The following is a 17,637-nucleotide window of genomic DNA, read 5'->3' on the forward strand; positions in this document are numbered from 1 at the left end:
ATACACCCGTCCTCTGTGTCGACCCTTCCCCTGCTACGCTTTTGCGTAGGTCTCTGCTTCTTTATATTTACCCCCCTTAGCGCGCAGGAAATTTGTGACAACGGCCGCGACGATGACGGTGACGGTCTCATCGATCTTAACGACACGGCAGACTGTAGCTGCAGTATACCCGCTACCATTACGTCCCTGCTACCTAATTCCTCACTGGAGGAATTCGCTGCCGAACAGTCGGGTTGTGCTTCCCGCCAGCCGGGGGGACTACCCGATGCGGTTAATCAGGCCAACTGTCTGGTGGGCTGGCAGCGCGTCTCCTTAGGCACCACCGACGCCTGGAACGCCTTCACCCTGTCGAATGCCGGGCCGGCTTTTCCCGAGGCCCTGCCCCAACCCCTGCCGAGCGGTACCGGGGTAGCGGGCTTCTGGGTCGGAATACGCGACACGCCCCGCGGTGGATACCGCAATGGAGACGGTAGCATTGCCAGCACATACCGCGAGTACCTAGCCGCCTGCTTTCCCGATGATGCTATCCTACAACGTGGCGAGAACTACCGCCTCACCTTCTCGCTAGGCTTTATGCAGCCCCAGGAGATGGAACTAGAAGGTACCGATGTACCGGTGCTGCTCAGCTCTCCCCATCCGGTAGAACTGGCCATCTACGGCGTACGGGAATGTGGACAGCTTAACTACGGTGACTTCTACGGCTGCCCGGAGGAGTCCGGGGCGGAAGGCTACGAGCTCATCACTACCGTCGAGGTCGTAGGTACGGCCGGCGGCTGGACGTCCACTACGGTAGACTTCATCCCCCGAAGCGAGTACGCCGGCTTTGCCATCGGTGGCTCCTGTGGGGCCGACATCCGTCAGCCCAACGGACGGGGCTACCGTAATTACTACTTTATCGACGACCTGATCCTGAACCTCGCCGAGGCCTTCGAGCAGCCGGTGGTTGGAGGGTTCAAGCAGTCGGTAGCTGGTCCTGTTTCGGTGGAAGGACAAACCATCTGCGCCCCCGAGATCACGCTGCGGGGCCGCCCCCAGGAGGCGAGTACCTACCAGTGGTACCATGACGGCGTTGCCCTGGCGGGGGCTACCGATCCGACCTTGGTGCTACAGCCCTCCCCCACCATCGACGGGGCCTACGCCATGCGGGTCACGATGCCGAGCGGCTGCGCGGTGACTCAGTCAGTAAAGATCCAGCGCCCTATTCTCTACGATCAGGTAGCCGATAGCGTGGCTCTCTGTCAGCGGGGAGAAGAAGTAACCATCTTTGTCCCCCAGGCCACCGGGGCCAGCTACACCTGGAGCACCGGCTCTTCCGGCCCTTCCTTTACTACCGCCGAGCCGGGCACCTACTCCGTCACCGTAAGTACGGCCTGCGAGCAGCGGGTGGAGGACTTCGTGGTCACCGATACCGATGCCACTACCTACCGCTTCCACCTCATACCCGAGCAGCCCTGCATTGGCGATACGGTATCCGTATCGTTTGAGTCCAACTGGTACATCCCCACCGGCTTTTTCGTCCTACCCGACGGCAACCTCCAGTACTTCGATCAGCGCAGCGCGCCGCTTCAACTCATCGCGGGACAAACCGCCGGGCTGCAGGCCTACGTGCTCACCACCTGTGGACTACGCCTAAGCGAGATCACCATCCCCAAGCTGACGCCCTTTACCGCCGAGGCCGAACTGCGCGATCTGAACTGCCACGGCCCTACCGGTCAGATCAGCCTGACAACGGAGAAACCCGGGGTAAGCTACACCTGGACCGACCCTAAGGGCAATCTCCTCTACGGAGCCGAAACCAGGGTCACCGCCCTCACCGCCGGCACCTACACCGTCGCGCTAGAAGGAGCGACCCACTGCCCCACCACCCTCTCCTACACCCTTACGGACAACGACAACTTCAGTCTCGCCGTCAGCGCCACCGACGTCACCTGCGGCAGCGATGCCACCGCCCTGGCCCTACCTACGGGTGGCACCCCGCCCTACCGCGTGGACTGGCGTAAGGCGGCTGACGAGGAGCCCCTCAGTCCGCCGCAAGCCGTCGCCCGTGATCTGGACCGCGGCGGCTGGTACGCTACGGTGACCGATAGCAACGGCTGTAAGACCGCCACCGACTTCGTAGTCGGCGGGCCGGAACGCCTGCGGGTCACGGCCGCGCCCGACTACCTGGGCTGCCATTCGGATACCGCCGGGGTAGCGCTGGTGGATGTACGGGGTGGTACGGCTCCCTACCGCTACTCGACCTTACGCAAGAAGGCCTACAGTGACACTCCCCTGCTTACCGGACTCACTGCCGGTGTCCACCGGGTAGTGGTCGAGGATGCCGCGGGGTGCACCTCCCACCCCTATCCAGTCCACGTGGAGCTACCCACCACCTTTGAGCTCGACGCCGGGGCGGACCGGGCCATTAGCTGGGGCGAGCCCGTCACACTGGAAGCTACGGTAAGTGGTATCGACCCCTCGGACGGGGAGGTTCGTTGGACCCCGGCTGCAAGTTTAGATTTTCCCGACGCGCCGCGGAGCGCGCTACGCGCTGTCGCTACTCCTTCGCGGACCACCACCTACGCCATCACCTTTACCTCGCCCGAGAACTGTACCCGTACGGATAGCGTGACGGTCGCCGTTGACCGGAAGTCACACCTTTACGCCCCCACCGCCTTCAGTCCTAACGGCGACAACACCAATGACCGCTTTACGCTCTACACCAATGGGGCCATAGTAGCCATACCCACCCTACAGGTGTACGATCGCTGGGGTAACCTAGTCTGGGAAAAGGCCAGCGAGGGAAGCGCGGAGTGGGACGGCACCTTCGCCGGCCGGCCAGTGAACCTCGGCGTCTACGTCTATCTGGGAGAAGTCTTACTACGCGATGGTTCTACCCAGCGCGTACAGGGCAGCGTACTGCTGACCCGGTAGACCGCGTAGATTGTTCATTCAACGATCACTGAGCGCGGAGTGAACACGAGCCGCCGTTACGGTTTATAGTATATATTTTTTGCACTAAGGGTAAATTGTTTTATCTTAGTGCTGTCTTATACACTATTGAACTAAACACAACACAGTGAATTTCGCTCGCTCGATCCTCATAATGAGGACTGCGGCGCTGTTGCTTGCCTTCCTTTTGGTCGGCCCTTCCGTTTCTGCTCAGGAAAATTGTTCCAATGCTATCGATGACGATGGCGACGGGCTCGTGGACCTGAACGATACGGCTGATTGCAACTGCTCCCTCCCCGCCTCCACCACCTCCTTACTTCCCAATCCCTCCCTGGAACGCTTCGACGGCGGTCAGACCGGCTGCGCCTCCGTGCAACCCGGCGGCCTACCCGACGGCACCAACCAGGCTAATTGCCTTACCGACTGGCAGCGCGCCAGTCTCGGCACCACCGATGCCTGGAATGCCTTCACCTTCACCGGCGCCGGACCGGACTTCCCCACCACCCTACCCCAGCCCTTACCGAGTGGCAGCGGGGTAGCCGGATTTTGGGTAGGTATCCGCGACGAGATCGATCACACCTTCTACAACGGCGACGGCACTACTACCCGGCAGTACCGCGAGTACCTGGCCGCCTGCCTTACCGACGGGCAGCGAATGGAAGCCGGAAAGGATTACCGGCTGACCTTTTCCCTTGGGTTTATGGAACCCCAGACCTCCCCGGGAGAAGACGGCCCCATATCTATTGCCTCCCCGGACTCCGTCGAGCTCGCCGTATACGGCATCCGCCGCTGCGAGCAGCTCTACTTCGGCCCCTTCTACAGCTGTCCGGAGACGGCCGGTGCGGAGGGCTACGAGCTTATCGGTACCGTTACGGTAGCGGGTACGGCCGGTAGGTGGACGTCCGTCAGCTATGATTTTACTACCGCCAGCGCCTACGAAGCCTTCGCTATTGGGGGCTCCTGCGCTGCCGACCGGGGCCGCCCCGACGGAGGGCTCTACCGCAACTACTACTTCATCGACGATCTAATTCTCAACACCACCGATGCCTTCACCCCGGTCGTAGCCGGTCCGGTGCAAGTTGACGGACTTACGGTCTGCGACGATATCACCCTGACCGGCCGGCCCCAACCCGACGCCAGCTACCAGTGGTACCGTGACGGGATCGCCCTGGCTGGAGCGACCACCTATACCCTTGCCCTGGGTAGTCAGCCCGAGGTCGATGGTACTTACACCCTGCGCATCACCACCCCCGCGGGCTGTGCGGTAACCGATCCGGTAGTGGTGCAGCGGCCCATCGTGTCCGATCTTTTCGCCGATACCCTCGGCCTTTGTTTTTCGGGCGATACGATTATCGTCAAACCCCGGCGCCAGACCGGAGCTACCTTCCAGTGGAGCGATGGCAGTACGGGTACCTCACTCGCCGTGGCTAGTCCCGGCACCTACCGGGTGACCGTCACCGAGGCATGCATCACCCACGTAGAAACGATTACTGTTGCGTCCCAGGCCCCGCTCACCTATACCCTGGAGCAACTGCCCGTCGACTGCACCGTGGATAGCCTCGCCGTAAGGGTACGTACCAATGCCCACCGCCCCAGTATCTCCTTTCGGTCCTTTCCGGAAGAGGCCCGCCTTACCCACCGCGATGGCCTCGTCACTCTACCCACCGGATCTACCCCGGCCATCCTCGCTTTCATTGACAACGGTTGCACGCTGGTGCTCGACACGCTCTGGCTTACCTCGCCCGCCGTACCCACCGACTGTACGGAGGAGGTACCGGAAGAAGTGGTGACGGAGGAAGAAGCACCGCAAGAAGACGAAAAAGGAGAGGATGAAGAAGTACAAGACGAGGTAGTCCCCACGATAGGCGAGGAGATGCCCCGGATTTACGCCCCGAATGCCTTCAGTCCCAATGGTGATGGCCGCAACGATCACTTTACCCTCTACTACAACAGCGTCGTCGTTGGCGTAACTCAGCTACTCATCTACGACCGCTGGGGCGAACTGGTCTGGCAGCAAACTAGTGGAGAAGATGCTGGCTGGGACGGCACCTTTCGGGGCAAAGTGCTTTCCGGCGGCGTCTATATCTACGCGGCTAAGGTGCTGCTAAACAACGGTGCGCAACAATCGGTCAGCGGGTCCGTCACGCTGGTGAACTAGCCCGCAGCCCGGCCTGGAGGCCCTGTAGCTCGGCCAGCCCCCGCATACGGCCGTAGAGGCTGTAGCCCGGATTGGTCCGCCGCTGCCGGTCACCGAACAGCGTAAAGCCGTGATCGGGCCGGTAGGGCACCTCTACCCCGGCCCGGACGAGCTCCCGTACCGTAGCGGCCATATTGACGTCGCCCTGTAGGTGCCCACTCTCGGCAAAGCTCTCGTGCGGTGCCCGGCGCACGTTGCGCAGGTGCACGAAGTGGATACGGTCCAGGAACTCCCGGGCCATGGCCGGCAGGTCATTATCCGAGCGCGAGCCCAGCGAGCCGGTGCAGAGACAGAGGCCGTTAGCCGGAGCATCCACCATTGCGAGCAGCTCACGGATGTCCTCGGCCGTGGACACGATCCGCGGCAGGCCCACCACCGGCCAGGGCGGGTCGTCGGGATGAATGGTCAGCTTGATCCCCTCCTCGGTCGCTGTGGGCACCACCGCCTCCAGAAAGCGCTGAAGATTATCCTTGAAGGTAGCCCGGCTGATGTGCAGGTAGGGCGCAATAGCATCACGGAAACTAGCCAGGTCGAAGCTCTCCTCCGAGCCCGGTAATCCCTTGAGCATGGTAGCGCTGACCTCCTCCCGGTCAGCCGCCGTCATACTCTCGTAGTGATCGGCGGCTAGTTCCACGATCTCGGCCGGGTAGTCCTCCGCCGCATGTTCCCGGGCCAGAATAAAGCAGTCGAAGGCCACCAGGTCCAGCCCGTACAGGGCCACCGTCGTCCCTCCGGGCACGGGTACAGCCAGGCGCGTCCGTGTCCAGTCCAGTACCGGCATGAAGTTGTAACACACGGTGGTCACCCCCTCGGCCGCCAGGTTGCGCAGGCATGCCTGATAGTTAGCCAGTAGCTCCGGTGCGGCATCGGCGTTTTGCTTGATGCCCTCGTGTACGGGCACGCTTTCCACTACGCTCCAGGGTAGGCCCTGTAGTTCCTGCTTGCGCTGTTTGATTGCCTCGCGCGTCCACACCGCTCCATTGGGCAGGTGGTGCAGGGCAGTAACTACTCCCTGTATATCCAGGGCGGCTACTTCGTCGATCGTGATGGGGTCGGGGGGGCCGTACCAGCGCCAGGTGGGGATCATCATTTACTAGTTATTTCTACTTCTCCACCCGTCTCCGCGCTCTCAATGATCGCACGAATCACGGCAATATCCGCCTTGCCCATACTCCCCGGCGCGATTGTCTGCGTACCGTTGAGAATGGCGAGGGCATCGTCGTCCATCTGCAGGCTCTGCTGGTTGGGCACCGGGGGACCAAGTACCTTACCGTCGCTTGTCTTTCCCTTCACCCCCTGGTAGGGCTGCATGGGGTCCATCTCGTACCAGCCGTCCTCCGCCTCGATGTGTAGTTCGTTGTACGTTTCCACCACGCTGGTCTTGCCCTCGGCCAGCATCCCGTCGGGGTAGCGCAGCGTGTAAGTAGTAGTGAGGTCGACGCCGTTGGGCCGCTCCTGCCGCTGCTGGGTCGCCTTCACCACCGCGGCTGGGGAGAGCTGGGTGCCGTACCGCAGCCCGTTCACAGTATATACCCCCATATCGTACAGGGCGCCACCTCCCATATCGCGCTGTCCGCGCCAGTAGTCGGCCGCGGGTGGGCTGCCACCGTAGCCGGCGTAGGCGTGGGCGGCGGTGAGCGCCCCGTAGGCTTTGTCCTTCGTGAGCTGGATCAGCTTGCGGGTATTGGGTTCGTGCATTACGCGGTAGCCGATGGCGAGTTGCACCCCGTTTTCGTTGCAGGCGTCGATGATTTCCTGGCACTGCTCGGGGGTCATGGCCATGGGTTTTTCGCACCAGACGTGTTTGCCGGTGCCGGCCGCGCGCACGGCAAAGTCGCGGTGGGTAGCGGTAGGGGTCACTATATAGATCACGTCGATAGCGTCGTTATCGGCAATCTCGTCCATCGTGTCGTAACTGTACACGTTTTCATCCTTGATGCCATACTTATCCTGCCACTCAGGGATCTTATCCGGGCTCCCGGTGACGATACCACGCAACTCGCAGTGCTGGGTCAGTTGCAGGGCGGGGGCAAGCTGGCCCTTACTGTACCCCCCCAGGCCGAGTAGGGCCACCCCAATCTTGCGGGCGGCATCCGGGGGCGGGGCCGCGGGTTCAGCAGATGTGGCGGGGGCGGAGGTAGACTGCCCGCAGGCGATCAGGCCCGGAGTGAGTAGTACGCCCGCAGCTCCTGCAACGGACTGGCGGAGAAAGCGGCGGCGAGAGGCCTTGGTGGGATACATACGCGCGGTGGTGGATTATCGCTCCTAGAAGGTACATAAGTAGGTAGAGGTTTAGCCCACCGGGGGTCTTACCGAATCAATCCTACCTTGCGGCCATGTTCCAACGCTCCCTAGCCGTATTCTGCGGCTCCTCCCCCGGTGCGCGCGCCGAGTACGCCGCCGCCGCCCGCGATCTAGCCGCCGTACTCGTACGGCAGGACATCCGCCTCGTCTACGGGGGCGGTGCGGTGGGCATCATGGGCATCCTGGCCGATGAGGTGCTACGGCTCGGAGGCCGGGTGCTCGGCGTCATTCCCCAGTTCCTGGTCGATAAGGAGGTCGGGCACACCGGACTTACGGAGCTGATCGTCACCCAGTCCATGCACGAGCGCAAGCTACTGATGGCCGAGCACGCCGACGGCTTCGTAGCCCTGCCCGGCGGCATCGGCACCCTGGAGGAGATCATCGAGGTGTACACCTGGACGCAGTTGGGGCTGCACCAGAAGGAGTGTGGGCTGCTGAACACGCTGGGCTATTACGATACGCTGATCGCGCTCCTCGGGCATATGAATGAGGAGCAGTTTCTACGGCGGGGGGCGCTGGAGCGGATGCGGGTAGCACAGAATCCGGGCCAACTAGTGAAGTTGGTACTTCACGATTAGAAAGCGGCCACGCACCAAGGTCGAGTGGCCTCTGGCCCGAGTCTGTAACCCTGATGTGAAGTGGCGCAGCCACCTCTCTTGCTGTACGGCTCTGCTCGGGCCGGAGGCCGCTCGACCTCTTTAACTCAGCTTACCACGCAAGAAAAGCGCGATTGCCAGGCAGGCTCCGATCAGCAGCAGATTATATCCCCAAGGCAGCGCCCCCCCAAATACCCCGTACTTCAGTCCGAAGTAACTGGCAAAGTACACCGCCGTCATCAGCAGGAAGACCGCGGGGCTGGGCTTATCCTTTCTAATTGGCTCCATGGCAAAAAAAGAGACCCGGGCGAAAGCGCCCGGGTCCTTGTTATACGACTGTGTTGTCCACAGCGTCTCTCATGAAAAATAAACCTAATCTTCACGCTGAGTTAACCCAGGGGCAACTAACGCGCCGCTAAGGTAGCGGTATTTCTTGTATCCACAACAGACCATTACCGCAACGCCCCATATTTAACTTTATCGTATATGGCTACGCTGCCTAGCCTGGTAGTGGCGGATGTTGGTACCTATACGCTAGAGCTACGAATTTAGTTTGTGCTTTAGCATATTTCTCCCAACTTTAACAGTTTTTAGTTCTGCGGCACCTAAAATAGGGTCTGCCGTACCTTCATTCGCTCCCGGTGTCGCCCTACCTGCCGGCGCAGGTGACCGAAGTACTGGGCGGCGTACTTACCGGCCTCGGAGTGCAGGGCGCTGCCGTGCTCGACGAGGTTATCGAACCAGTCCTGTACCTCGGCGCACAGCTTCGGATCGGAGGTAGCCACGTAGTTGGGAGTTACCAGGGTAGTAAAGAGGAATTTACGGACGTCGGACTTCACCAGCACGATATTGCTGGTATTGGACAGCTCGTTGTGGTACACGCGCAGCTCCGGACTGTCCTCAGTGGGTTCCTGCCCGAAGGGATAGCGCTTACCCACCCGTACCATCTGCTCCAGGTGGTCGATGATGAGTAGTAGCTCGTCGTATATCTGGTCGATGTGCGCCCGGTCGGCAAAGCGACCCACCTGGTCGAGGTAGCTGATCTGCCGCAGGGTCACGTCCAGCACTCCCACCGACCAAAGCTCCCGGGCCGGTACGGTATAGTGCCCGCGCACTACACCCTGAGCAATTACGTGGAGTCGCTCGCTGATCAAGTCGGGGGAAAACTGCTCCGTCTTCCACTTCTCCAGGTTCCAGGTTGTGATTCCGAACATAAACACCTTAAAGCTACGCAGCATCGGGGTGGCAAACTCGTAGTACATCGGTAGCTCCGGCGTAGCGAAGTCGAAGCTCCCACCGGGCAGCTTCTTCATCTCGTCTAACCGCTTCTGCAGGTGGATGAAGTGATCGTATTCATCGTGGATGAACTCCCGGCTCTCGGGGTAGCGCAGAATGGGCACCTGCGGCCGGTTGTGTCGGGGAATGCTGGTATCTACGTCGTAGGTCTGGGCCAGTAGCATTAGCTCGTCGGCCGTCAGGGCGGTATCGCCACGCATGCGCCGGTATACCGCATCGCGGCCTACGTGGAGTACCTGGGCGACCTCGCGCACTAGCTCGCTGCGGGAGGCAAAACGTTTGGTGAGCCGCTCGAAAAAAATTTGCTGGTAGCTGTCGCTACGGGCATCGGATGTGCTTGACATGTTCATTCGTGTCTGCGCCTGCCTAAACTAAGTCAATAAGACCGGTACGCGCTTACTTGGCCCACTAAATTCTTCCCTAACCCCCTGTCGCTTAGCCGGCGAGTAAGAGGATCAAAGGGGTACACCGGGCTAGGATGTAGTAAATATTCAGACAGACTGGGGTAAAGTGTTTGTTTTTAAAAAGTTTTAAAACAAAAAATTTGTTTTAAAGTTAGGATTGTGTTCCTTTGTCTTAATCAATGTAAGTACATACGTTAGTTAGGCCACTTCAGATTTCCCCAGCAGGATTTTTACAACATTTTGTATTTTATTCGGCTGTTTGCTTGTAATGGCCAATCTTATTCCGTTCTCACCCATACTCACAAAAACATGTATTCCACTTTCCGCCGGGAGGAGGAGGGCCGCCAGGTTCTTCATGGTCCTTTCCATGTCGTAATTCGGGTGCTCCTTACCGGTCCGTTACACCCGTCCCAACTTAGTCAGGACCCGCTTTCTCACTTTGTTTGATTTAGCGGACGTGCACCTGATTTGTCATACCACCTTCAGCCTGCGCTACGGTACGCTTAGTCCCCAGCAACTGGTGGAAAAGGCCGCCGCCTGGGGCGTGAAGTCCCTGGCCCTGGCGGACAACAACAATACGAGTTGCGCCATCGAGTTCGTCACCCGCTGCCGGGAGCACGGCATCAAGCCCATTCTAGGTATCAGCTTCTGGCGCGACCAGCAGTGGCTCTACACGGGGCTGGCCCGTAACGCCGAGGGCTGGTACCACCTCTGTAAGTTCCTTAGCGATCATTCCCTAGACGACAGACCACTGCCCACCGTGCCGCCACGGATGGAGGACGTATGGATTATCTACCCCCGGCTGTGCAAGCCCATTGAGGATTTTCGCGACAACGAGCTACTCGGCATCCGCCCCCAGCACGTCAACCGCCTGTTCAGCCACGAGCTACGTAACTACCAGCACAAGCTGGTGATGCTGGCCCCCGTAGTGGCCGTAACCGATGAGGATTACACCCTGCACCGCACGCTGCGCGCCATCGACCTCAATACCGTCCACACCAAACTTACCCCCCGCGACCTGGCCAAGCGCGGCGACCGGCTACTGCCCCCCGCTACCCTACAGCAATTTTACCGTCCCTACCCCGCCATCGTGCGCACTACCCAGCGCGTGATCGACTCCTGTACCGCCGAGCTGGAAACGGGACTACAGATCAACCGCCAGCACTTCACCGCCTCCAAGGAGGGCGACTACTACCTGCTCGAAAAACTGGCTCTGGCCGGGGCCGCCCGCCGCTACCCGCCCGGCCCCCGTTTCCAGAAGGCACGTCTCCGAACCGAGCGGGAGCTGGCCGTAATCCGCAAGCAGAACTTCTGCCCCTACTTTCTCATCACCTACGACATCGTGCGCTACGCCCGCGCCGCCGGCTACCGCCACGTGGGCCGCGGCTCGGGGGCCAACTCCATCGTCGCCTACTGCATCGGCATCAGCGACGTCGACCCCCTGGAACTGGACCTTTACTTCGAGCGCTTCATCAACCCCTACCGGGTCAGTCCCCCCGACTTCGATATCGACTTCAGCTGGGACGAGCGCGACGACGTGACCGACTACATCTTCAAGCGCTACGGCCGCGAGCATACTGCCCTACTGGCTACCTACTCCACCTTCCAGGGTCGGGCCGCCCTGCGCGAGGTAGCCAAAGTCTACGGCCTGCCTAAGGAAGAGATCGATCAACTCGTACAGGACCCCCACGGCCGGGCCGGGGAAGATCCCAAGGCCCGCACCGTGGTCGACATCGCCCGCCGCCTGGTGGGCCTGCCCAACCACCTCAGCATCCATGCCGGTGGAGTGCTCATCACCCAGCGGCCCATCTACTACCACACCGCCCAACGCCTGATGCCAAAGGGCTTTCCGGTGGCCCACCTAGACATGTACCACGCCGAGGATATGGGCCTGCACAAATACGACGTGCTGAGCCAGCGGGGGCTGGGGCACCTGCGCTCCGCCGCCGATCTGGTACGCCGCAACCACGGGCAGGCTGTAGATCTCGAAAACCTCGATACCATCAAGCAGGACCCCCGGGTGCGCGCCCTGCTCAAATCCGGCCGGGCCCTGGGCTGCTTCTATATCGAGTCGCCGGCCATGCGCGGCCTGCTCACCAAGCTGGGCTGTGATAATTACGTGCACCTGGTGGCCGCCTCCAGCATCATTCGCCCGGGCGTGGCTAAGTCGGGCATGATGAAGGAGTACATCCGCCGCTACCACTTCCCGCACAGCTTCGAGTACATCGACCCCGTCTTCGAGGAGCACCTTGGCGAGACCTTCGGCATCATGGTCTACCAGGAGGACGTGATGAAGATCGTGCACCACTTCGCCGGCCTGGACCTGGACGAGAGCGACATCCTACGCCGCATCATGAGCGGCAAGAAACATTCCGGTGACACCTTCGAGAACCTGCGGCAAAAGTTTTTTGCGGGGGCGCAGGTGCGGGGCCACTCGCAGGAAACGGCCCGGGAAGTATGGCGACAGGTAGAGAGCTTTTCGGGCTATTCCTTCTGCAAGGCCCACTCGGCCAGTTTTGCCGTGGAGAGCTTCCAGAGTCTATATCTGAAGGCCCACTACCCCCTGGAATTCATCACGGGGGTGATCAATAACTTCGGGGGATTTTACCGCACCGAGTTTTATGTACACGAGGCGCGTATGGACGGCGCTACCATCCATGCCCCCTGCGTCAACCATAGCCATCACCTTACCGATCTACAGGGTACGGATCTTTACCTTGGCTTCGTCCACCTCAAGGGGTGCTCGGAGCGCCTCATCCACCAACTGCTCCTGAACCGGCAGCGCGAGGGCACCTTCGACGACCTGACCGACTTCTGCAACCGTGTAGAGGTGGAGAGCAGTCAGCTGGAACTCCTGATCCGTATCGGTGCCTTCCGCTTTACGGGCAAGACCAAGTCCGAACTCCTCTGGGAGAAAAACGCCGTTTTCAACCCCCGTCTGCGGCGCGAGCCCTCCCTGGACCTCTTCGTCCGCACCGCCCCCGACCACGACTTCCGCCTCGATGAGACTCCAAATCACCGCCCCGGCCACCGCCTGAGCTCCGCCGAGTTTGACCAGGCCTTCGATGAGCTGGAGCTACTGGGCTTCCCCCTCTGCTCCCCCTTCTGGCTTACCTCATCGGCCGAACTCTCCGGTACAGCCGGAGTTCGTCCGCCGAGTGCCTTACAACAGCAAGCTAATGGTCCCATCCGCGTCCGCTCGCCGGGGGAGCAGCAGCAGCCCCCACCCCACCCCCTTCAGCACATTCAGGAGGGCGGTAGCTTCCAACTACGGGCCTACTTCGTCTGTGATAAGGTCGTACCCACCGTGAAGGGCGAGCGCATGAGCTTCGGCTGCTGGCTCACCGAGCACGGACAGTACTTTGATAGCGTCCATTTTCCGGATGTGTACCAACGCTACCCCCTCCGTGGCAACGGCGTGTACCGCTTACACGGCCGCGTCACCCGCGAGTTCGACTTCCCGGTGCTGGAGGTGCGGGAGCTAGAGCGGTTGCCTTACTTGAAGGATCTGCGCTTTACGGATTGAGCCCCCTTGACTCCTTAACCCCCTTAGTCCTTGACGCCTTGAACAAAAGAGCCATCCTCCACCTCGACATGGACGCCTTCTTCGCCTCCGTGGAAATCAAGAAGAACAATGCCCTGGCCGGTGTCCCCCTCTTGGTGGGCGGTAGCGATGGGCGCGGTGTGGTCACCTCGTGCAGCTACGAGGCCCGCCGCTTCGGTATTCACGCCGGCATGCCGGTGGCGGTGGCGCTACGGCGCTGTCCGGATGCGCGCACGATCCGCGGCGACTACGAGAGCTACGAGCAGCACTCAAGTATGATCACCGAGATCATCGCCGAGGAGGGGCCGGTATTCGAAAAGGCCTCCATCGACGAGTTTTACGTAGACATGACCGGTATGGATCGCCACGTAGGCTGCGTGAAGTGGAGCGGGGAGCTGCGGCAGCGCATCATCCGCGAGGTGGGCCTGCCGATCTCCGCCGGCCTGGCCACCAATAAGTTGGTGTCGAAGGTACGCGCCGGTGAGTCCAAACCCAACGGCTCGGGCTGGGTGGCGGAGGGGGCCGAGCGGGCCTTTCTCTCTCCCCTGCCCGTGCGTAGGATACCAAGCATCGGCGCGGTCACCGCCCGCAAGCTGAGCCTGATGGGCATTCGTAAGGCCGGTACGCTGAGTCAGGTTCCCGTGCCGCTGCTAGAGCGGGAGTTCGGTAGCATGGGCCGCGAGTTCCACCGCCGCGCCAACGGCATCGACCACCGCCCGGTGGTGCCCTACAGCGAGCGAAAGTCTTTCTCCAGCGAGTCCACCTTCCAGACCGATACTATCGATGTGGAGTTTCTGCTGCGTAAACTTCGCCACCAGACCGCCCAGCTCGCCTTCGACCTGCGCCGGGCCGGTCGGCTCACCGCCCGCGTCACGGTCAAGATCCGCTACACCGATTTCAATACCTACACCCGCGCCCGCCGCATCGACTACACGGCCCACGACCAGCAATTGGTGCCCCTGGCCGAGACGCTTTTTCGGGAGCTCTTCACCCGCCGGCAGTGCATCCGCTTAATCGGGGTGCGCTTTGACTTACTAGCGGCGGGTCATACCCAGCTTGATCTCTTTGACGATACGCAGGAGAATAGTCGACTCTTACTGGCGATGGACCGCGTCCGGAAGCGGTTCGGTAAGGGAGCCATCGCTACAGCCTAGACCTACTGCAACACCACCCGCCCCGAGTGCCGCCAGCCTTCAATCATAGTACTCAGGGTATATACCCCGGCAGGGAATCTACTCAGGTCAAACAGACGCTGCCCCGGCACTCCCGTAAGCACCAGGCGACCGAGCCCATCGTAGAGGTAGGTGTGCTCAACACGGGCGGCAGGCTCCGCAACGAGTCGAAAGGTCCCCGTGGTAGGGTTCGGAGCCAGCGCTACGGTAGGTACATTGGGAACGGTGCGCAGTGGAGTGGTAGACTGGATAGCCCCGTCGAGCCAGGCCATACGGTCATCGATCCACCCCCTCAGGTAGTCGAGCTCGCTGGCGTAGTCACTGCCCACGAAGGCATTGGGCCATACGGGGGTACCGAGCACGGGCCAGCGTACGAAGTTCCTGTCGGCCGCGTCGCCCAGCTCGTTGACTAGGCTGTCCACTACTATATCGAGGCGGGCGTCGCTCAGCGGACCGGCCCGGAGCTCCTCCCAGCGCTCTTGCCATAGCTCGCGGAAAGCAGGGTCTTCCCGCATACGCTCCCACCAAAAGGGGACGAACCAGAAATCATCGGGGCAAACTTGGTTGAAGTCGTACGCCCAGCCCGTCGTGCTATTTCCCCCGCAGTAGTTGGCGTTGCCGAAGGCCAGGTTGAAATCCCAGACCGGCCCCATATGGAGCTTCCCCCCCTTGCTATCCTTAACCTTGTACATCCAGCTGCTGAGGCGGTATCCGTCTACGTTACGGGCCACCTCGTTGACGATCATAAAATCCACGAAGCTCTGTAGGTCCACCAGTGGCCGGTAGCCCGCTACCGCATCGGTAAATTTCGGTCCCGCCAGCCGGTCCTCGAAAGCACGAATAAAGTCCTGGATGTACGTGCGTTGGGGAACAGTAATGTCCTCCGGTGCGGGGTAGTCATAAAGGATACGTACTGGCTTACCGTCAGACAGCGCGGAGCCGTACTTCGAGTTAAACAGCAGCGGGTAGTCGCCGGCTTGCTCCCCCGTTTCCTTATCGAGCTTCAGCAAATAGCCGCCGGTGAGCTGATCGCCGCTGTTGTCCTCCTCCGTAAGCTTACTCACGTCCACCCGATTTTTGTCACGCTTAATCTTTTCGGTCAGTAGGTAGACGCCGCGGTAGTCGCCGTTCACCAGTAATTCTACAAGCCGGATCCGGGGGGCATAGTCCATGATCTCCCCCGCGAGGTGGTAACTCAGCGCGTTGCGGATCAGGCTCTTATCGCTGTACGGACCGTGCAGTACCCAGTCCTCTTCCTCCGGCATGCCCAGTAGGGAGGCATCCAGGTCCTCGCCGTCCGCATCGCGCGTCTCGAAGCCGAAGCCCTTTTTAGGAAACAGCGCCTGCGAAGAACTTCCCCGCAGCTCGATACTGATGAAGCCATTGTACCCCGTCGGCGTATCATCCGGTCGGTTACGCGTCCCGTCCTCGTGATTGATGATGGTCAGCCGGGCGGCTACCTTAGGCTCATCTACGATCTCCCGTCCTTCGGTGTCGATCAGTAGTAAGGGTAGCTTGGAGCTAAAGTTCGCCTGTGCAGCACCCAGCACGGGGAAGAGAGATAGGACGAGCAGCCGGAGCATGGTGGATAAATTTGCCATAATATATACGGACTTTCCCAGCACCGCATAGTGCAGCCCTTACAGAACAGGAATTGTCATCACCACCCGTACGTAGCCCCTACCCCACTCATCGACTCGAACCTTAGCAGAAGAAGTTTCCTTAAAGGACGTAGCCTCCAGAAAAAACCGTTGCTAGCTCTACCAGAATTTATCGCCTTTTCTACCTGCCCTGCACCCGCGGCCCCGCCCCCTATTTCGTCCCCCGTGGAATCAACGTACTCGGAAACACCACCACACTCTCATTACCATCCTCGCCCACGCTGGAGACACCGAAAAAGTAATTATCCACCACGATGTTTTCCAGGGTATAGTCGAGCTGGCCGGTGGGTACGAAGCGCTTGTGCGTCCACTGGGGGGCGGTGGTCAGGCGCCAGTGCACGTAGTAGCCGGCGATGGGCGTGTCGGTCTGGGGGGCTTCCCAGCGCAGGCGCGTACTCGGCTCCACGGCACCACCGATCATGACCAGGGGCGGGGCCGCAGGTGCAGCGGCTAGGCCGGCCAGGGTGATCGCGTTGACTCCCGTTAGCTTGGCGGCGTAGGGGAAGTTGACGTGCTCTAGTTTGTCACCATACTCGATGCCGTCCTCGGTGCGCAGGTCCTGATGTTGCTGGGTGTAGTTTTCGTGGGTCTCCATGATGCGCACGCCGGGCATATTGGCATCGTTGAAGGGCCGGTGGTGCCCGCCGCGGCCGAAGCGATCCAGGCGGTAGACCATCATCGGCTCCAGGTTCGTAGCGTACTGCCGGGTCTGCCGTTCGATGTAGCGGGCCAGCTGGCGGCTGGGACCGTCCACCTCGCCCCCGAAGAAGCGGCGATAGATGTTCTTGCGCTCGTCCTCCACATCGTCCGGGTAGTAGGGCTCGGAGAAAATACGGAAGCTGGTGTTGTCGGTCACTCCGTCTACGCCAGTGATGTTACCGATCATATCGTTGTTGAGCACGCCGGTGAGGTTCCAGCCCTGCTCCTGCACCCAGTTGGCCATGCCCTTGCCGCCGAAGAGTCCCTGCTCCTCCCCACTGAGGCCCACGTAGAGGATGGAACCGGGGAACTCGTACTGCGTCAGTACCCGCGCGGCCTCCAGGGCACCGGCCATGCCACTGGCGTTGTCGTTGGCTCCGGGGCTATCGCTCGTGCTGTCGAGCGGATCGCTGACCCGGCTATCGATGTCTCCACTCATCATGATGAAGCGGTTGGGATCGCGGGTACCGCGCTGTACGGCGATCACGTTCACCACCCAGGTATCCTCCTGAATGCGACTCTCGGGATCGCCCTCCACCAGGTTGCGCTGGTACATCACCTCCAGGCACCCCCCGCAGGCCGCGCTGATGCGCTCGAACTCGGCGTATACCCACCGGCGGGCCGCACCGATCCCGCGGGTGTCGCTAGTTGTGTCGCTTAGGGTGTGCCGGGTACCGAAGTTTACCAGGGTGGTCACATCGGCCTCGATCCGGGCCGGGTCGGGGGCCTCGGCGATGGCGTAGAGGCGGGGGTCGGCGGCGGGGGGTGGGGTAATTTGTGCGGATGCGAGGGAGGTAACAAGCAAAAGCACTGTACTTAGGTAGTACTGCATC

The 17,637-nt window shown here is 60.9% G+C and carries 11 protein-coding genes; 5 read left to right on the forward strand and 6 right to left on the reverse strand.

All coding sequences use genetic code 11. The annotated features are described in order from the left end of the window. Positions 1-15 precede the first annotated feature (15 nt). Together ACOOHD_RS08000 and ACOOHD_RS08005 are read left to right on the forward strand one after the other, a co-directional pair. The gene (locus ACOOHD_RS08000) at positions 16-2,913 is read left to right on the forward strand and encodes a gliding motility-associated C-terminal domain-containing protein (protein WP_420461045.1); all 2,898 of its coding nucleotides are present in this window, start codon (positions 16-18) and stop codon (positions 2,911-2,913) included. 190 nt (positions 2,914-3,103) lie between these two features. Beyond that, positions 3,104-5,089, forward strand: coding sequence for a gliding motility-associated C-terminal domain-containing protein (locus tag ACOOHD_RS08005; RefSeq protein ID WP_420461046.1), 1,986 nt, complete (start codon positions 3,104-3,106; stop codon positions 5,087-5,089). Here ACOOHD_RS08005 and uxuA read toward each other — a convergent pair. Both uxuA and ACOOHD_RS08015 read right to left on the reverse strand, forming a co-directional pair. Beyond that, positions 5,073-6,218, reverse strand: coding sequence for a mannonate dehydratase (gene uxuA, locus ACOOHD_RS08010; RefSeq protein ID WP_420461047.1), 1,146 nt, complete (start codon positions 6,216-6,218; stop codon positions 5,073-5,075). The two genes, ACOOHD_RS08005 and uxuA, sit on opposite strands and share 17 nt — an antisense overlap. Then, positions 6,215-7,369 (reverse strand): Gfo/Idh/MocA family protein, encoded by a 1,155-nt coding sequence (locus ACOOHD_RS08015; protein ID WP_420461048.1) that lies wholly within the window; start codon positions 7,367-7,369, stop codon positions 6,215-6,217. Before ACOOHD_RS08015 ends, uxuA begins: the two co-directional genes overlap by 4 nt. A 95-nt stretch (positions 7,370-7,464) precedes the next feature. On the opposite strand from ACOOHD_RS08015, the gene ACOOHD_RS08020 reads away from it, so the two are divergent. Continuing rightward, on the forward strand, positions 7,465-8,010 hold the full coding sequence (locus ACOOHD_RS08020; RefSeq protein ID WP_420461049.1) for a TIGR00730 family Rossman fold protein: 546 nt from the start codon (positions 7,465-7,467) through the stop codon (positions 8,008-8,010). 120 nt (positions 8,011-8,130) lie between these two features. Here ACOOHD_RS08020 and ACOOHD_RS08025 read toward each other — a convergent pair whose 3' ends face one another. Further along, on the reverse strand, positions 8,131-8,316 hold the full coding sequence (locus tag ACOOHD_RS08025; protein WP_420461050.1) for a hypothetical protein: 186 nt from the start codon (positions 8,314-8,316) through the stop codon (positions 8,131-8,133). A gap of 317 nt (positions 8,317-8,633) precedes the next feature. Then, positions 8,634-9,668 carry a hypothetical protein gene (locus ACOOHD_RS08030; protein WP_420461051.1) on the reverse strand — a complete coding sequence of 345 codons (1,035 nt, stop codon included), beginning with the start codon at positions 9,666-9,668 and terminating at the stop codon, positions 8,634-8,636. 517 nt (positions 9,669-10,185) lie between these two features. On the opposite strand from ACOOHD_RS08030, the gene ACOOHD_RS08035 reads away from it, so the two are divergent. Together ACOOHD_RS08035 and dinB are read left to right on the forward strand one after the other, a co-directional pair. Continuing rightward, positions 10,186-13,254 carry a DNA polymerase III subunit alpha gene (locus ACOOHD_RS08035; protein ID WP_420461052.1) on the forward strand — a complete coding sequence of 1,023 codons (3,069 nt, stop codon included), beginning with the start codon at positions 10,186-10,188 and terminating at the stop codon, positions 13,252-13,254. Between the two features lie 38 nt (positions 13,255-13,292). After that, a complete protein-coding gene (gene dinB / locus ACOOHD_RS08040) occupies positions 13,293-14,426 on the forward strand; it encodes a DNA polymerase IV (RefSeq protein ID WP_420461053.1) in 1,134 nt (377 codons plus the stop codon). Positions 14,427-14,428: 2 nt separating this feature from the next. Here the strand turns inward: dinB and ACOOHD_RS08045 are convergent, their stop codons facing one another. After that, complete coding sequence (locus ACOOHD_RS08045; protein WP_420461054.1) at positions 14,429-16,045, reverse strand: CotH kinase family protein; 1,617 nt, start codon at positions 16,043-16,045, stop codon at positions 14,429-14,431. 211 nt (positions 16,046-16,256) lie between these two features. Beyond that, positions 16,257-17,636, reverse strand: coding sequence for a M28 family metallopeptidase (locus ACOOHD_RS08050; RefSeq protein WP_420461415.1), 1,380 nt, complete (start codon positions 17,634-17,636; stop codon positions 16,257-16,259). Between the last annotated feature and the right edge of the window lies 1 nt (position 17,637).

The organism is Neolewinella sp., from assembly GCF_965214665.1.
Lineage (GTDB): Bacteria > Bacteroidota > Bacteroidia > Chitinophagales > Saprospiraceae > Neolewinella.